Here is a 17,869-nt window from a genome sequence, read left to right on the forward strand (position 1 = left end):
CAGCCACCAAACCGCCGGCATCTGCTTCGGATAAAGGGAAATCCACTTCATCGAGCGGCCGTTCGCTGAAAATATCGCCGTTCAAGAAAGATGAGCAGCCACCAACCAACAAAGCAAATAATGCTCAACCTTCATTGCTGGAAGACATAGAGAGCCCGATTCCTCCCATCTCGTTGCTGGACCCCCCAGAGGAGCATAAGGAAAGCGGCTACTCGGAAGAAGCGCTGGAGCACATGTCGCGTTTGCTTGAAGAAAAGCTGGCGGATTTCGGCGTTTCGGTTGAGGTGGTTGAGGTTAACCCGGGGCCTGTGATTACCCGATTTGAGATAAAACCGGCAGCAGGTGTCAAGGTCAGCAAAATCTCGAACCTCGCCAAGGATCTGGCTCGTTCACTGGCCGTTCTGAGCGTTCGGGTTGTGGAGGTGATCCCGGGTAAATCAGTGGTGGGCATCGAAATTCCCAATGAAAAGCGGGAGATTGTCCGCCTGAGCGAAGTTCTGAGTGCGAGAGTGTTCACGGAATCCAGTTCTGCGCTGACAATGGCGCTGGGAAATGACATCGGCGGCAATCCCATGGTTGCAAACCTCGCGAAGATGCCGCACCTGCTGGTTGCCGGCACCACCGGTTCCGGCAAGTCCGTAGGCGTGAACGCCATGCTGTTGAGCATGCTGCTAAAGGCGGGACCGGAGGACGTCCGTTTTATTATGGTTGACCCCAAGATGCTGGAACTCAGCATCTATGATGGCATTCCCCATCTGCTGGCACCCGTTGTTACCGACATGAAAGAAGCCGCAAATGCACTGCGCTGGTGTGTGGCCGAAATGGAGCGCAGATACCGTCTGTTGGCGACGTTGGGCGTCCGAAACCTCGCCGGCTACAACCGCAAGGTAAAAGATGCGGCAGCGGCCGGTGAACCTCTTCTCGATCCGTTCTGGAAGCCGGACGAATATCTGGCTAACGACGAACAGGAACGCCCGGAACTGGAACATTTGCCATTCATCGTGGTGGTTATTGATGAGTTTGCCGACATGATGATGATTGTCGGCAAAAAAGTGGAAGAGCTGATCGCAAGGATTGCCCAGAAGGCGAGGGCGGCAGGTATTCATCTGATACTTGCAACCCAGCGGCCATCTGTGGATGTCATCACGGGTTTGATCAAAGCCAACATTCCCACTCGCATGTCGTTCCAGGTTTCCTCCAAGATCGATTCGCGCACCGTGCTGGATCAGGGTGGTGCCGAGCAGCTTTTAGGGCATGGTGACATGCTTTATCTGCCCCCGGGTTCTGGCCTCCCGGTCCGCGTCCACGGCGCGTTTGTGGACGATGATGAGGTTCACCGGGTGGTGAGTGCCTGGAAGGCCAGAGGTGAACCGGTGTACGTGGAAGATGTGCTTAACGGCGCAGAAGGTGAAAATCTGCCCGGGGTTCCCAGCTTGTCAGATGGCGGCGACAACGAAAGTGATGCGCTGTTCGACGAAGCCGTGGCGTTCGTCACAGAAGGGCGCCGGGTATCAATTTCGTCTGTGCAGCGAAAGTTCAAAATAGGTTATAACCGGGCAGCCAATTTGGTCGAGGCCATGGAAGCATCTGGTGTGGTCAGTTCAGCGGGCCATAACGGTGCCCGTGAAGTTTTGGCACCGCCCCCACCAAGAGATTAGGAGTCGTATCGTATGCAACAGCTTTTTCTGAAGCCCCTGTCGGTATTGATGGCGTCATTAATTGTGGCACTTGTATTCAGCAGCTCACTGATGGCGGCAGGCAAAGAAGGTTCAGCGGCAGAGCTCGCTTCCTTGCTGCAAAGCTATGAAACCTATCAGGCCGACTTTATTCAGATTGTGGTAAACGAAAGCGGCAGCAAAGTGCAGGAATCCCGGGGCTCACTGAAGGCCAAAAGGCCGGGCCTGTTTTACTGGGAGACCCGTGCGCCGTTGTCGCAATTTATTGTCAGTAACGGTGAAAGCGTAGAAGTCTACGATCCCGATCTGGAACAGGTCACCGTGCATAGCCTGGACGACCGCGTTCAGACAACACCGGCGCTGCTGCTCAGTGGTGAAGTGGATAACCTTGAAGAAACCTATCGGGTTTCCGGTCGTCAGCTCAGTGACGATACCCGGGAATTCACGCTCGAGCCGAAAAGCGAGGATTCGTTATTTGTGTCGCTACGACTAACGTTCTTCAAAAACGAACTGCAGGAAATGCGCATGCAGGATTCATTGTCGCAGCTCAGCGTGCTCAGCTTTGACAACATCCGGCTTAACGACACCGTCGATAATAGCGCGTTTACGCTTGAGTACCCGGCAGATGTCGACGTAATCGGGGACGAGGGCTGATATGCAAAACAGCCTGTTCACCGAACAGGTCGGGTTTCGGCCTCTGGCAGCGCGCATGCGCCCGGAATCCCTTGAAGACTACGTGGGGCAGTTGCACCTCGTAGGGCCCGGCAAGCCGCTTCGCAGGGCGGTAGAGCAGGGCCAGCTCCACTCAATGATTCTCTGGGGCCCGCCGGGGGTCGGTAAAACCACCTTTGCGAGGCTTCTGGCGAGCGTTGGCGACCTCAGTTTCGAGACAGTGTCTGCGGTTCTCAGTGGCGTGAAGGATATCCGTGCCATAGTAGAGCGTTCACGCAACCGCAAGCTTTCCCAGGGCCAGGACACGCTGTTGTTCGTGGACGAAGTGCACCGGTTCAACAAGAGCCAGCAGGACGCTTTTCTTCCGCACATTGAAGACGGCACCTTCATTTTTGTGGGTGCTACCACCGAGAACCCTTCTTTTGAGCTGAACAGCGCTCTGCTTTCCCGTACCCGGGTTTACGTTCTCAAGAATCTGGAAGAGGCGGATATCCTTAATCTGCTGGGCAGGGCTCTGAGTTCGGAGGAAGGCTTTAACGGCGAGCTTGCGGTTTCGGACGATGTGCTCAGCGTTATGGCTGCTGCCTCTGGCGGTGACGCCCGGCGGGCGCTCAACATTCTCGAGATTGCTGCCGATCTGGCGGAGCCGGACAGCGAAGGCAAAAACCGTGTTAACGCTGAACACCTTGAGCAGGTGATGCAAACCAGTTTGCGCCGCTTTGATAAGGGCGGCGACGTTTTTTACGACCAGATATCAGCCTTGCACAAGTCTGTGAGGGGCTCTGACCCGGATGGCTCACTTTACTGGCTGTGCCGGATGCTGGATGGTGGTTGCGACCCTTTGTACGTTGCGCGCCGCCTGGTGCGTATCGCAAGCGAGGACATAGGCAACGCCGACCCCCGTGCCCTGCAGCTGAGCATGGAGGCGTGGAACGCTCAGGAGCGTCTGGGGAGCCCTGAGGGGGAGCTGGCACTGGCGCAGGCGGTTACTTACCTCGCGCTCGCCCCGAAAAGCAACGCGGTGTATAAAGCGTTCAATCAGTGCATGGCCGATATACGGCAGGATCCCGACTACGAGGTGCCCGTTCACCTGCGCAACGCACCCACCAAATTGCTCAAAAGCATGGGGCATGGTGACTCTTACCGCTACGCTCATGATGAGCCTGAAGGATTTGCAGCGGGTGAGTCCTATCTGCCCGATGCTATCCACCAGCGCAGATACTATCAACCTCTCAACCGGGGGCTGGAAATCAAGCTTTCTGAAAAGCGCCAGCGGCTAGACGCCCTCAATGATCAAAGCCCCAGAAAACGCCATTCATGAACACCGTACAAGGTTATGCGCAGCGCTAGCCACAGGCGCCGGCACAGGTATAATGGCGAGTTATTCTACACACACTGAAAACCGGAAAATCCAGGATACCCATGCTCGATCCCAAACTCGTCCGTAACCAGACTGAAGAGATCGCCCGTCGACTGGCCATCAAAAACTATACTTTTGACGTTGCCGGCTTCGAGCAACTTGAAGAGCGCCGCCGGGGCCTTCAGGTGCGTACGGAAACCTTGCAGGGCGAGCAGAACAAGAAGTCAAAGTTGATTGGCAAAGCCAAAGCTGCTGGCGAAGATATTCAGCCGCTGCTGGATGAGGTTGAGAGCCTGAAATCCCGCAAGTCGGGCGCCGAGGACGAACTGCGTACACTGCAACAGGAACTCAATGACTTCCTGGCTGGCATTCCGAACCTTCCGGATGAAAACGTTCCGATGGGCGACAGCGAAGAAGACAACCTTGAGCTTCGTACCTGGGGTACGCCTAAAGCGTTTGATTTCGAGCCTAAAGACCATGTTGCCTTGGGTGAAGGGCTAGGCGAAGGGATGGGCGGTCTGGATTTCGAAACTGCAACACGTCTTGCCCACTCAAGGTTTGCGGTGATGCGCGGTCAAGTGGCGCGCCTTCATCGCGCCCTTGCGCAGTTCATGCTCAATCTGCACACCGGCGAACATGGTTATTCTGAAACCTATGTGCCTTATCTGGTGAACGCGGATGCACTTTATGGCACCGGCCAGCTCCCCAAGTTTGAGGAAGACCTGTTTAAATTGCAGGGTGAGCCTTCACTTTACCTGATCCCAACGGCGGAAGTGCCGGTTACCAACCTGGTTTCCGATACGATTCTTGATACCGCTGAATTGCCCCTGAAAATGGTGTGTCACACACCTTGTTTCCGCAGCGAAGCCGGCTCTTACGGTCGTGACACCCGCGGTATGATTCGTCAGCACCAGTTCGACAAGGTTGAGCTGGTACAGGTGGTTCGCCCTGAGGATTCCGATGCCGCGCTGGAAGCACTGACCGGCCACGCTGAAAAAGTCCTTCAGTTACTGGAGCTGCCTTATCGCCTGGTTGCTCTGTGCGGCGGAGACATGGGTTTCTCTGCTGCCAAAACTTACGATATCGAAGTCTGGTTACCGGGGCAGAACAAGTATCGTGAGATCTCATCCTGCTCCAATGCCCGCGACTTCCAGGCCCGACGCATGAGCGCGCGCTGGCGCAACCCGGAAACCGGCAAGCCTGAACCGGTGCATACGCTGAACGGATCCGGCCTCGCAGTGGGTCGTGCTCTGGTAGCGGTTATGGAAAACTATCAGCAGCCAGATGGCAGCATTCTTGTTCCGGATGTACTCAAGCCCTATATGGGTGGCGTCGAGCGTATCCAATGACAGATAAATCTCGAACCGTTCCGGGAGCAAACGTTGGGGCAAGGCCTGCTCCGGTTCGTTACCGAACGAACCCGGTTACCTCGAATCCGAACAGCTCCGCCGGGGAAGTTGCTCTTGTGGGCGCTGGCCCCGGGGACCCGGAGCTGCTCACGCTGAAGGCCTGGCGGCTTATTACGTCAGCAGAGGTTGTGCTCTACGACAGACTGGTGTCGCCGGAAATTCTTGCGTTGATTCCGGACACGGTTGAAATGATCCATGTGGGCAAGCAGCGAGCGAATCACACGCTGCCACAGGATCAGATCAACCAGAGGCTGGTGGATCTGGCAAGAGAAGGCCGCCGGGTCGTCAGGCTCAAGGGGGGGGATCCGTTTATATTTGGCCGTGGTGGCGAGGAAATTGAAACCCTGGCCAGCGCCGGTATCCGGTTTCAGGTTGTGCCGGGCATAACTGCCGCATCCGGATGCGCTGCGTATGCCGGGATTCCGCTGACCCACCGCGATTACGCGCAGTCAGTGCGATTTATAACTGGCCACCTGAAAAACAATACCTGCGATTTACCCTGGAAGGACTTCGTCCAGAACAGTCAGACATTGGTGTTTTATATGGGGCTGGTTGGTCTGCCCATCATCTGCGAACAGCTTGTACTGCACGGTATGGCACCGAACATGCCGGTAGCCCTGATTTCCAAGGGCACCACCCGGGACCAGCACGTGGTTACCGGTAGCTTGGAAACGATTGTTCAGAAGGTAAATGAAGAAAAGGTACAGGCGCCAACGCTGGTAATTGTTGGCCAGGTGGTTGCGTTGAGGGATCGGCTGGACTGGGTAGGCGGCCTGCCAACCCAGTCTGCCTGACAGGGTTCAGCCGGCTTTGCGGCCGGGCAGAACGTCCTTGAGCTTGTCACGCATTTCGCGAATGGCTTTTTCTGTGGTTTCCCAGTCTATGCAGGCATCGGTCACGGACACGCCGTATTGAAGGTCTGCCAGATTTTCCGGGATGGACTGGCTGCCCCAGTTTATATTGCTCTCGATCATCAGGCTCTGAATTGACGTATTGCCTTCGAGAATCTGGTGACTGACATCCTGCATAACCAATGGCTGGATGGCCGGGTCTTTGCTGGAGTTGGCGTGGCTGCAATCTACCATGATGGATTTGCGTAGACCCGCCTTGTCGAGGGCCTGTTCACAGAGCGTCACGCTGACCGAGTCGTAATTGGGCTTGCCGCCACCGCCACGCAGAACCACATGGCCATACTGGTTGCCCCTGGTGCGGATAATAGCCACCTGGCCTTGCTGATCAATGCCCAGGAAACTGTGCGGATAGGAAACAGACTTCATGGCGTTCACGGCCACATCCAGACTGCCGTCGGTTCCATTCTTGAAGCCGATCGCCATGGAAAGACCACTGCTCATCTCGCGGTGAGTCTGGGATTCTGTGGTGCGGGCGCCAATCGCCGACCAGGCAATCGAATCCTGAAGATACTGAGGCGAAATCGGATCCAGGGCTTCGGTTGCGACCGGTAGTCCAAGTTCGTTGATATCCAGCAGAAGACGCCTGCCCAACTTGAGGCCATGTTCGATGTCAAAGGTGTCGTTCAGGTGCGGGTCGTTAATCAGGCCTTTCCAGCCAACCGTTGTTCGCGGCTTTTCAAAATACACCCGCATAACGATCAGCAGGGTATCACTGACTTCATCAGCAAGTTTTTTGAGGCGAGTGGCGTAATCACGTGCTGCGTCTGCGTCGTGAATAGAGCAGGGGCCTACAACCAGGAACAAACGGTGGTCTTTGCCGTCAATAATGTCGTAAATCGACTGACGGCCACCTGTAACAGTTTGGGCTGCATTGACCGATAGTGGCATATTCTGTTTGAGCTTTTCAGGCGTAATCAATGGTTCCTGGCTCGCCACGTTCAGATCTTCAAGTTTGTTGCCGGACATTTTCTACTGTTTCCCCGATTCTTCTCGTTACAATAGCGCCGGACCCAGATGTGGCCAACCCCGGCGAGTTCGTTATACTGCGTTATTTAGTGGGTCTTTTCAACGCTTCTTGAGCACGGGGATTGGATGTCACAAAACAGGCCGAAGTCCCATCAGGAGGCCTCGCGCAAGGCGGTTGCCGAGAAAATTGACGGTGTGCTTGCCGGTATTCGAGTTCCCGACCTGCCTTACCCCGTCGGAAAACCTGCACCAGAAACCATAAGTGACTGGCAACCACTGCTGTTCTCATGCTGGACAGATCAACGGACTGAGCGTGTAACCCATGTTATTCGCTCTGTGAACCTTGACTGGTCAGTGCGCCAGATCAACGCGGCCTATGTCGCCGATCGCATCATGGATGTGTTCCTCAAAACCAGCGGCCTGCACACCGCGCTGGCGCAGCGCATCGCGCGGTTGCGATTCTACCTGGCCTGGCGCATGAACCTCGAAGGCCATCGGGCATTTAGTGACTCATTACTTCTCTGGCTCGACGGTTTTCAGGAATGGCGTGGCTGGAGTGACTCGGGCGGGCGTTCGTCCAAGGCGCTGCTGGAGCAACTGGACGCGCTGGTTGTCGCCGTTTCTGCAGGTTTTGATTCGGGCACACCCGATGCCGTCGATGCGTTTTGTAAGCAATGGCAAGACGACTCAGTCCGGCGCAATGCGCAGGTCGGCAGACTGCGTCAGAGGTTACTGGAGACGGAGCAGGGCGCAGCTCGCCAAAGACGGGCGGATCAAACTTCAAGAGCTCTTATCGGGCGGGCTCTGAAGGGGCGAAAGCTGCCGCAGCCTGTACTGCATTTTGTTTTTGACCATTGGCAAAGGTTGCTCAAACAGGCTGTGTGGGACGCCGGTGTGAACGGTGAAACCTGCAGGCATGGCAGCAAGCTGCTTGAGTGGCTGGTTTGGGTGGGCGACCCCTCGCTTTCCGACAAGGACAGAGACCGGCTATATCACGTAGGTGAGCAAATCGGCGACCGGCTAGTGGATGTGTGGAGCCGCGTGTTTGATCATCCCCTGACACCTAACGCGCTGGCAGGTATCGGAACCGTCATGATGTCAAGATTGCGTGGAGAAACGCCCAATCTGGTTGACGCCTTACCGGACGCTGCAGGCTTCCCTTGGAACCCGGTCTGGCTCACTTTCGAAGCGCCCCCGCCTGCTGAGTTTCAGCCTTTTGAGGGCGGTTGGTTTGTGGAGGGTGAAGGTGCGGAGGAACAGCGCCGTTACTTTTTTGCTCTGCTTGAAGACACCGGGGAAATCCTCTGGACCAATGGCACCGGGGTAAAGCTTGGCCTGCAGCCATGGCACGAGTTCTGTCAGGCCAAAACGTCAGGCAGTATTCGCCCGTTGCCGGATCAGACGCCCTTTGGTGAGGTGCTTGGTGAAACAGTAGATCTGCTGGCCGGGGCGTTTGAAAAACAGCGTAAACAGCGTGAACAAGCCGCAGAAGCCGCCCGGGCCCGAGCAGGCGCCCTGCGCCGCGAAAGGGAAGCTATCGAGTTAAAGCGCCAGGAGCAAGAGGCCGAGCGGCAAGCAACTTTGGAGCATCAGCGACAGAAGGTTGAAAGCAAGCGTTTGGCGGACGAACAGGCTGAGCACGAACGTTTACACAGAGAAAAAACAGAACTTGCGCAAAAGCAGGTAGGCGAAATAAGTCTTGGTGGCTGGATCCTCGTGGAGCCTGAACTTGCGGAAAGTGCAGGCGTCAGGCTCAAGCTTGCCGTTCGCACAAACGCATCCCGAAAACTGATTTTTGTAGACCGGTTAGGGCTTAATCGTCGCGAGTTTCTGGAAGATGAACTCGTTCTGGGTATCGTTGAAGAACGCATTCGTGTTCTGGGCGGTGCAGCTGCGTTTGATGACACGCTAAGCCGTGTGGTGGGGCGCATTCGTGTCGGAAAGAACTGAGAGAACCACATTAAGCCAGGAACAGTCATGATAGATACTGACTATACATTTGGAACATCAGACGACCCGTTTGGCGGGCAGGACAACCGTTTGGATTACCGTTTGACGGCACGCGCACGGGTTTCGCTGGAACTGGAGGCAAGCTATCCGGAACCCCGGGGAATGCCATGTGCATACGGGCGGGAACTGGCGTGCGGTGTTCGCGACTTGTCAGCAGGCGGTCTGCGTTTGACCTCCGAAGAGCAGCTTGCGGCAGGCGCCTTGTTGCCTGCGGCTGTTTCACTGGGCAACGAGACAGAACCCTTCAGATTGACGGTGGAGGTGATCTGGTGTCGTCCGGATGGCACAGGCTATCTGGTGGGTGTAAGAATTATTGAATGCATCCAGACTGAATATGTTGAATGGACAGAAGCTGTCGCGTCCGCCATGGAAGCGCTCTGAACGCCGAGTTGCAGGATGGTTGGAGGATGAAGGGAACGAACATTTATCCAAAAATAGAGCAGGGAGCCATGTCAGGCTCCCTGCCTTATCGCTTAATCTTCAGTTGTTGATTCTTCAAGTTCGCCCATACCGGTAATGTTGAAACCGGCATCCACGTACATGATTTCACCGGTAATACCGCTGGCCATGTCGGAAGTCAGGAAGGCTGCGGCATTGCCCACTTCGTCGGTGGTCACGTTCCGTCGTAACGGAGCGCGCCTGGCGTTTTCCGCGAGCATCTTGCGGAAGCTCTTGATGCCAGAGGCTGCCAGTGTCCTGATCGGCCCTGCGGAAATGCCGTTTACCCGAATGCCATCGCGGCCAAGGCTCGCAGCCATGTAGCGCACGTTTGCTTCCAGTGACGCTTTGGCAAGCCCCATCACGTTGTAGTTCTGCAGAACCTTTTCGGCGCCGAGATAGCTCAGAGTCAGCAGTGAGCTGCCTTCGTGCATCATTGAGCGCGCACCCTTGGCAAGAGCTACAAAACTGTAGGAGCTGATGTCGTGGGCAATCTTGAAGCCTTCACGGGTGGTCACATCAACGTAGTTACCATCGAGCTCGTGCCCCGGCGCAAAGCCAACGGCGTGAACGATTATGTCGATGTTGTCCCAGTGCTTGTTCAGCTCTTTGAACACATTTTCAATTTCCTCATCGCTGGCAACGTCGCAAGGGAAGATAAGTTTACTGCCCCATCCGTCAGCAAACTTCTCTACCCTTGGTTTGAGCTTTTCATTCTGGTACGTGAAGGCCAGTTCCGCGCCTTCGCGGGCAAAAGCCTCTGCAATGCCGTATGCGATAGACAGTTTGCTGGCTACGCCAACAATCAGTGCTTTCTTGCCACTGAGTATTCCCATGGGTCGTTCTCCCTGTGTTCCTGATTTTGGTGCATTATCCCCGAAGTATCCCGGCAGGAGTAACGCTCAAATAGTCGTAGTGATGTTGGCATCTTTCTGATAATAGAAAAATGCCGCGTGAAGTAACTCTTGTGTGTATTGCTCTGCGGGTGCACGGAAAATCTCGCCGGCATCCCCGTATTCCACAATCGCCCCCTGTCGGAGCACCAGCAACTGATGACTGAGTGCCCGGACTACGGCCAGATCGTGGCTGATAAAGATATAGCTTAGACCATAGCGCGCCTGAATATCCCGAAGCAGCTCGATAACCTGCTTTTGAACCGTTCTATCCAGAGCAGAGGTGGGCTCATCCAGAATGATCAAATCTGGCTGAAGAACCAATGCCCTGGCGATGGCGATCCGCTGACGTTGTCCCCCTGAAAATTCGTGCGGATAGCGGTGTCGTGCCTCAGGATCAAGCCCCACATCGGTCAAAGCCGTAATGACCTTCTGATCGTGCGCTTGAGCATTTTCAGCATCGTGTATTTCCAGTCCTTCCCGAACAATTTCGGCAATGGACATCCGTGGGCTCAGGCTGCCAAAAGGATCCTGAAAAACAATCTGTATCCGGCGCCGCCAGGGCCGAAAAGCGCTTTGATCGAGCCCGGCTAGCTCCTGGCCATCCAATTCAATGCTGCCCGAGCTGGTTGTGAGCTTGAGAAGTGCATGGCCAATGGTGGTTTTTCCGCTACCGCTTTCCCCCACGATACCGAGAGTCTGGCCACGCTCGAGGGAAAAACCGACACGTTTCACCGCGTGAAAATACTCCTTTACCCTGCCGAACAATCCTCTTCGAGTCGGAAACCGTACATCCAGGTTACTGACGTTCAGCAGAGGTGTTCCATTCCGGGGCTGAGCAAGGGGAGCTTCCGGGGGCTCGGCATCCAGAAGTTTGCGGGTGTAGGGGTGGCTTGGTGATGCAAACAAGGTTGCGGTTTCTCCTTTTTCAACCAGTTTGCCATGCTCCAGTACCGCGACCCGGTTGGCGTAGCGGCGCACTATGGTCAGGTCGTGGGTAATCAGAAGAATCGCCATGCCCAACTTCTGCTGCAAACCCTGCAGCAATTCAAGCACCTGCTTCTGAACCGTGACATCCAGCGCCGTGGTTGGCTCATCTGCGATCAGCAAGTCGGGCTCATTGGCCAATGCCATGGCAATCATTACCCGCTGCTTCTGACCGCCGGAAAGCTGGTGCGCGTAGGCGCCAAGACGGCTTTCCGGGTTGTCTATGCCGACCAGGCGTAGCAGTTCCAGACAACGCCTGCGGGCCTGGGGGCCTCGCATCCCCTTGTGGAGTTCCAGCGTTTCGCTGATCTGTTTCTCTACGCTGTGTAGAGGGTTGAGAGACGTCATCGGCTCCTGAAAGATCATACTGATCTCTCGCCCGCGAACCTGGCGTAAGCGTTTCTCAGGCGCCTGTAGCAAATTCTCTCCGCGATAGCGGATCTCACCACTCGGATAGCTCGCATGGCGCTCATCCAGCAGCCGCAAAACAGATAATGCAGTGATGGATTTACCGGAGCCGCTCTCACCAACGAGCGCCAGAGTTTCACCTTGTTGCAGGCTGAGGGATAGAGAATCGACGGCCTTCTCGCCCTGGTTAAAGCAGATCGAGAGATTGGTTATCTCTAGCAAGTCACTCATATCAGCTCGCTCTTATCCACTTTTACGGGGGTCAAAGGCATCACGTACGGCTTCGCCCACGAAAACCAGCAGGGTCAGCATCAGTGAGAGGGAAACAAATGCCGAAATTCCGAGCCAGGGAGCATGGAGGTTTGCCTTGCCCTGGGCGATCAGTTCACCCAGTGACGGCGAGCCGGACGGCAAGCCAAAACCGAGGAAGTCGAGGGATGTGAGGCCTGTAATGGCGCCAGTCAGAATAAACGGCAAAAACGTCAGCGTAGCCACCATGGCGTTGGGAAGAATGTGGCGGAACATGATCTTCCGGTTATCCAGCCCGAGGGCCCTTGCCGCTTTCACGTACTCAAAATTACGTGCTCTGAGAAATTCCGCACGTACCACATCAACCAGGCCCATCCAGCTGAACATCAACATAATACCGAGCAGCCACCAGAAGTTCGGCTGCACAATGCCCGAGAGAATGATCAGGAGATAGAGCACTGGCAAGCCTGACCAGATCTCGATAAAACGCTGCCCGATCAGATCAATTTTGCCGCCGTAAAAGCCTTGTATAGCACCAACCGTGACGCCAACAATACAGCTGGCGATGGTAAGCGTGAGACCAAACAGCACGGAGATACGAAAGCCATAGATTACCCTCGCTGCAACGTCGCGCCCCTGATCATCCGTTCCCAGCCAGTTCTCGGTACTCGGTGGTGCAGGTGAGGGCACATCAAGGTCGTAATTGATGGTGTCGTAGCTGAAACGGATCGGTGGCCACAGCATCCAGCCATTAGCAAGGATCTCATCGGCAATAAACGGATCCCGGTAATCCGCATCCGTGGGAAGAAAACCGCCAAAGGTCTCCTCGGGCACGGTCTCTGCAACCGGAAAATACAGTGTGTCCTGATAGGAAATGACAAGTGGCCTGTCGTTTGCGATCAGTTCGGCCACCAGAGTCAGCCCGAAAATAACCAGAAACGCCCATAAAGACCAGAAGCCCCGGCGGTTTTTGCGGAAGTTACGCAAGCGCCGCTGTTGAATCGGAGTCAGCGCCTTCACGTTACGCGCCCTCCCGGCTTTCAAAGTCGATGCGTGGATCTACCAGCACGTAGGTGATGTCGCTGATCAATTTGAGGGCCAAGCCCATCAGGGTAAATATAAACAAGGTGCCGAAAATAACCGGATAATCCCGGTTAAGAGCTGCCTCGAAGCCAAGCAACCCAAGGCCATCCAGGGAGAAGATCACCTCGATCAGCAGAGACCCTGTGAAGAACAGCGAGACCAGCACTCCTGGCAGGCTGGCAATAACGATCAGCATGGCGTTACGGAACACGTGCCCATAAAGAACCTGTTTCTCGTCAAGGCCTTTGGCTCTCGCCGTCACGACATAGTGTTTGCCGATTTCATCGAGAAATGAGTTCTTGGTCAGTAGAGTCAATGTGGCAAAGCCACCAATAACGTTGGCGGTTACCGGCAGCGCAAGATGCCAGAAATAGTCCCCGACTTTCTGATACCAGTTGAGCTGGTCAAAATCAGAAGATGTAAGCCCGCGCAGAGGGAACCAATCGAAATAGCTTCCCCCGGCAAACAGAACAATCAGCAGAATAGCGAACAGGAAGCCGGGAATGGCATAGCCGATTACAATGGCGGAACTGCTCCAGACATCGAACCTGGACCCATCAGAAACCGCTTTGCGGATTCCCAGAGGTATGGATATGAAGTAGATAATAAGCGTAGACCAGAGCCCCAGTGAAATAGAAACGGGCATTTTGTCCAGAATCAGCTCGGTTACGCTCTTCTCCCGGAAGAAGGAATCGCCGAAATTAAAAGTGGCATAGTCTTTGAGCATTTTGAAGAAGCGTTCGTGCGCAGGTTTATCAAAGCCGTACATGACTTCGATTTCTTTCAGCATCTCATCAGGAATACCGCGGGAGCCACGCCGGTCTCCGGAAGCACTGGAAACCTCTCCGCCCGTGTCGCCGCCAGAGGCGCGTGCGAGCGCACTACCGCCATGGCCTTCCATTTCAGCAATAAGCTGTTCAACCGGCCCGCCAGGGGCTGCCTGAACGATCACGAAGTTGAGCAGCATGATGCCGATCAGCGTAGGAATAATCAGCGCCAGGCGCCGGAGTATGTAGATGCCCATTTAGCGGCAGTTCCCTCAGGGCTCAGCCCACCAGTTGTCGAGGTCGGTACCGTTTTTGGGTGTGACTTCCGGATGCTTCAGGTGGTTCCAGTAAGCGACACGATCTTTCGCCAAATGCCAGTGCGGAACCACGTAATAACCCCGCAACAGAACCCTGTCCAGGGCGCGGGTACGCTGTACCAATTCTTCCCGGTCTGGCGCCTGTATCACAAGGCTCACCAGTTCATCGACTACAGGGTCACTCACGCCCGCATAATTACGTGAGCCGTTAGCGTCTACGGTGGAGGAGTGCCAGTACTCCCGCTGTTCGTTACCCGGGGAGTCTGATTGGCCAATACCCTGGGTGATCATGTCAAAGTCGAATTCACGTACGCGTTGGACGTATTGATTGCTGTCCACCAGGCGCACGGACATCTCAATACCGAGTTTGGCCAGGTTGTTTTTGAAGGGTAGAACGACTCTTTCAAAGGTTTTCTGAAACAGCAAAATCTCAAACTTGAGAGGTTCGCCAGTTTTGGCGTTTACCATCTTGCCGTCACGAACTTCGTAACCGGACGAACGCAAGAGCTCCAGAGCCACTCGCAGGTTTTGCCTGATGCCTTGCTTTCCATCGGTGGACGGCGCCTTGAAAGGCTTGGTGAAGATTTCTTCGTCCAGCTGAGCCCGGTACTGTTCAAGAATTTCCAGTTCCCGCCCGGATGGCAAGCCGGTTGAAGCCAGCTCGCTGTTCTCGAAATAGCTGTTGGTGCGGGCGTACTGGCCGAAAAACAGGTTTTTGTTCGTCCACTCGAAATCAAAACCATAGGTCAGCGCTTCCCGGACTCGTGGGTCGCTGAAAACTTCTTTACGGGTGTTGAACACGAAGCCCTGCATGCCAGTGGGGCGATGGTGTTCGATGGCTTCTTTGATGATCGTGCCGTTATCAAATTTGTCGCCGGTATAGGCGGTTGCCCAGTTTTTGGCGGAAGTTTCCAATCTGAAGTCAAAGCTGCCGGCTTTGAATCCCTCCAGTGCAACGGTGTCGTCGGTGTAGTAATCGTAGCGAATGTGGTCAAAGTTGAACTTGCCTTTGCGAACGGCAAGACCCTTCGCCCAGTAGTCATCTACCCGTTCGTATACGATGGATCGACCTGCTTCAAACGTGCCTATCCGGTAAGGGCCGCTGCCAAGAGGTGGAGTGAGGCCGTTCTTGCCAAACTCCCGGTCCTCCCAGTAATGGGCGGGCATAATGGGCATCTGCCCGAGGATCAGTGGAAGCTCCCGATTACTGGTTTGCTGGAAGTCAAAGCGAATCCGGTGTGGGCTCTCAATCGTCACCTTGCTCACATCGGCATAGTAATTCCGGTAAAACGGATGGCCTTTGGTGGTAAGCGTGTCAAATGAAAACTTTACATCTTCTGCGGTGATGGGCTCGCCATCCTGAAAGCGGGCTGACTGCCTCAGGTTAAAAATCACATAGCTACGGTCTTCAGGCGTTTCCAGCGATTCTGCGATCAGCCCGTACATGGAGAACGCTTCGTCGGCCGAGTATTCCAGTAGGGTGTCGTAGAGATAGTTGCCAATCCCCGCTGCCGCCACACCGCGAATGTCGAACGGATTGAAGGAGTCAAAACCGTTGGCCACAACAGCCATTTTCAGCGTGCCACCTTTGGGAGCGTCGGGGTTTACATAGTCAAAGTGACTGAATCCCTCCGGGTATCTGGGGTCTCCGTGCATGGCCATGCCGTGAACAGGCTTTGTTTCCGTCTCCGAAGAGACTGGCGCCGTGTCGTTGGCAGAAACAAAACCGGAGGAGGCCAGCAGAGCCAGGAATGTAAAAACCAATGTAAGGCGTGAGGCGGTAAGAATTCTTGTCATGGGTCTCGCACGTTCTGGAGTTTCAGGCCAGCGCACGGGGCATCCTGCCCGGCGCTCTTGTCCGCTAAATCTTTATGATTCTTATAGTTACTGAAAGTTCCGGTGCCGTGAACGTATGATCTTTATGGGCTGTTCCGGATGTCGACGTAGAGTACCAGACTTTGCCCCGGTTGAAGATAACGCGAGGTGTTCAGATCGTTCCAGCTTGCGATGTCCCGCACATTCACTGAAAAACGGCTGGCAATGCGCGCAAGGGAATCGCCTTTACGAACGCGATAGCCAACTTTTCGAACCATGGCTTTACCACGGGTTCCTTCGGCAGAGGCGAGTGTAGGTTGTGTCGTTTTGGTCCAGATAACCAGTTCTTTGCCAGGAAACAGAGGGTCCCCTGGGGCCATGCCGTTCCAGGCGGCGATCTGGCGCACAGAAACCCGGTGCTCTCTGGCGATGTCCCAAAAGGTGTCACCACGGCGAACGGTATATCGCAGCTTGCTGCCGTCACGCTTTTTCGCCTGCTTACGTTCAAGCCGCTTGGATGCACTGAGAGCGTAGGTATCGGAGTTCTGGGAGGCTGAGGGTATCATCAGGCGCTGACCAATACGGATCAGATCCGTGTCAAGGCTATTGACCTGTTGCAGCACCGCTGGCGTTGTTGAAAACTTTCGGGAGATCGTGTTCAGGCTGTCTCCGGATTTGACCAAATAGTTGCGCCATGAAACGCGCTTGCCCGGTGGAATCTCAGCCAGCGCAGTGCGGAAGGCTTCGGCATTCTGATGGGGTACGAGCAGCCGGTGCGGGCCTTCGGGTGAGGTTGCCCAGCGGTTATAGGAAGGATTAAGAAGGTATATTTCGTCAATATCAACGCCCGCAAGCTCTGCGGCCTGGGCGAGGTCCAGTTGCCCGCCAGTGTCGACAATATCGAAATACGGCTCATCCGTTAGAGCCGGCAGCTCAATACCGTAGGCTTCGGGATTGTCGAATATTTTGGCCAGGGCAATCAGTTTAGGTACGTAATGGCGAGTTTCCTTTGGCAACTGCAGTGACCAGAAGTCTTCAGGCTTGTTACTTTTCCGGTTACGGCGCATCGCACTGGAAACGGTGCCCCCGCCACTGTTATAGGCGGCCAGCGCCAGCGTGTAATCGCCACCAAAGCGGTTAGACAGCCGATCCAGGTAGGTAAGTGCTGCGTCTGTAGCTGCAATCACATCGCGGCGTTCATCGTGCCACCAGCTTTGGGTGAGACCAAAATACTTGCCGGTTGACGGGATAAACTGCCAAAGGCCTGCAGCACGGCCGTGGGAATAAGCAAAGGGATCGAACGCACTTTCAACGATGGGCAGCAATGCAAACTCTGTGGGCAGCCCACGTTTCTCTGTCTCATTGACAATATAGTGCAGGTAGCGGCTTCCGCGTTCGACTACACGGTTCATATAGCCCGGGTGCTTTGCATACCAGTTCAACTGATCTCTGACACGCTTGCTGTCGACGTTATGATCGAGGACGAAGCCCGCTCGCAGGCGTTCCCATAGATATGTCTGTACGAGCTCTTCGCTCGCGATTTTTTGTTCTGGATTATCGAGCTTTTCGCGGGCTTCGCGCGCGGCCGCCTTGAGTTCAGGAGCTATGGCATCATCTAGTGGTTCATCACGAACAGCATCGCTGTCTTCACCTGTTTCTACCGACTCCTTGAGACCTTCATCACCCGTTGCGAGCGTCACCTCTTCCGAGTCAAGAGGGTTTTTCGGCGCTGCGCCTGCTGCCAAATCAAAAGCGCTGCATCCGCCTGTCAATACACCAATAAAGAGCAGAAGGGGCAATCGTTTAACCAGCATAGGCGATGTCCGACTCTGGGTTGTGGCCGGGATCATGTCTGAAAATCCGGCATATTTAATGAGTTACGAGCAAAAAGTTAAATGATTCTATGGG

13 protein-coding genes and 1 pseudogene are annotated in these 17,869 nt (G+C 55.0%); 7 read left to right on the forward strand and 7 right to left on the reverse strand.

Features of this window, described 5'->3' with window-relative positions:
- Window positions 1-77: 77 nt before the first annotated feature.
- From ACN0V1_RS06185 to cobA, 5 genes and pseudogenes are all read left to right on the forward strand, one after another.
- Window positions 78-1,658, forward strand: a pseudogene (locus ACN0V1_RS06185) (DNA translocase FtsK); the annotation flags it as partial.
- A gap of 12 nt (window positions 1,659-1,670) precedes the next feature.
- Window positions 1,671-2,330 (forward strand): outer membrane lipoprotein chaperone LolA, encoded by a 660-nt coding sequence (lolA, locus tag ACN0V1_RS06190; protein WP_417544171.1) that lies wholly within the window; start codon window positions 1,671-1,673, stop codon window positions 2,328-2,330.
- 1 nt (window position 2,331) lies between these two features.
- Window positions 2,332-3,669: a replication-associated recombination protein A gene (locus tag ACN0V1_RS06195; RefSeq protein WP_417544172.1), complete on the forward strand. Its 1,338-nt coding sequence runs from the start codon at window positions 2,332-2,334 to the stop codon at window positions 3,667-3,669.
- Between the two features lie 101 nt (window positions 3,670-3,770).
- A complete protein-coding gene (serS, locus tag ACN0V1_RS06200; RefSeq protein WP_417544173.1) occupies window positions 3,771-5,057 on the forward strand; it encodes a serine--tRNA ligase in 1,287 nt (428 codons plus the stop codon).
- Window positions 5,054-5,911, forward strand: coding sequence for a uroporphyrinogen-III C-methyltransferase (cobA, locus tag ACN0V1_RS06205; RefSeq protein ID WP_417544174.1), 858 nt, complete (start codon window positions 5,054-5,056; stop codon window positions 5,909-5,911). Before serS ends, cobA begins: the two co-directional genes overlap by 4 nt.
- A gap of 6 nt (window positions 5,912-5,917) precedes the next feature.
- On the opposite strand, the gene ACN0V1_RS06210 is transcribed toward cobA, so the two are convergent.
- A complete protein-coding gene (locus tag ACN0V1_RS06210; protein WP_417544175.1) occupies window positions 5,918-6,994 on the reverse strand; it encodes a 3-deoxy-7-phosphoheptulonate synthase in 1,077 nt (358 codons plus the stop codon).
- Between the two features lie 126 nt (window positions 6,995-7,120).
- Here ACN0V1_RS06210 and ACN0V1_RS06215 point away from each other — a divergent pair, with 126 nt between their 5' ends.
- Both ACN0V1_RS06215 and ACN0V1_RS06220 read left to right on the forward strand, forming a co-directional pair.
- Entirely contained in the window at window positions 7,121-8,944 is a 1,824-nt protein-coding gene (locus ACN0V1_RS06215) for a DUF1631 family protein (protein ID WP_417544176.1), read from the forward strand.
- Window positions 8,945-8,971: 27 nt separating this feature from the next.
- Window positions 8,972-9,385: a PilZ domain-containing protein gene (locus ACN0V1_RS06220; protein WP_417544177.1), complete on the forward strand. Its 414-nt coding sequence runs from the start codon at window positions 8,972-8,974 to the stop codon at window positions 9,383-9,385.
- 92 nt (window positions 9,386-9,477) lie between these two features.
- On the opposite strand, the gene ACN0V1_RS06225 is transcribed toward ACN0V1_RS06220, so the two are convergent.
- The 6 genes from ACN0V1_RS06225 to ACN0V1_RS06250 form a co-directional block, all read right to left on the reverse strand.
- Complete coding sequence (locus tag ACN0V1_RS06225; RefSeq protein ID WP_339780395.1) at window positions 9,478-10,278, reverse strand: enoyl-ACP reductase; 801 nt, start codon at window positions 10,276-10,278, stop codon at window positions 9,478-9,480.
- 66 nt (window positions 10,279-10,344) lie between these two features.
- Entirely contained in the window at window positions 10,345-11,961 is a 1,617-nt protein-coding gene (locus tag ACN0V1_RS06230; RefSeq protein WP_417544178.1) for an ABC transporter ATP-binding protein, read from the reverse strand.
- 12 nt (window positions 11,962-11,973) lie between these two features.
- The gene (locus ACN0V1_RS06235; protein ID WP_417544179.1) at window positions 11,974-12,999 is read right to left on the reverse strand and encodes an ABC transporter permease; all 1,026 of its coding nucleotides are present in this window, start codon (window positions 12,997-12,999) and stop codon (window positions 11,974-11,976) included.
- A 1-nt stretch (window position 13,000) separates the two neighbouring features.
- Entirely contained in the window at window positions 13,001-14,086 is a 1,086-nt protein-coding gene (locus tag ACN0V1_RS06240) for a microcin C ABC transporter permease YejB (protein ID WP_417544180.1), read from the reverse strand.
- Window positions 14,087-14,101: 15 nt separating this feature from the next.
- Window positions 14,102-15,943, reverse strand: a complete 1,842-nt coding sequence (locus tag ACN0V1_RS06245; RefSeq protein ID WP_417544181.1) for an extracellular solute-binding protein — start codon at window positions 15,941-15,943, stop codon at window positions 14,102-14,104.
- Window positions 15,944-16,065: 122 nt separating this feature from the next.
- Entirely contained in the window at window positions 16,066-17,775 is a 1,710-nt protein-coding gene (locus ACN0V1_RS06250) for a LysM peptidoglycan-binding domain-containing protein (RefSeq protein WP_417544182.1), read from the reverse strand.
- Between the last annotated feature and the right edge of the window lie 94 nt (window positions 17,776-17,869).

The sequence above is a fragment of the Marinobacter sp. genome (assembly GCF_048266785.1).
In the GTDB taxonomy this organism is placed as follows: Bacteria; Pseudomonadota; Gammaproteobacteria; order Pseudomonadales; family Oleiphilaceae; genus Marinobacter.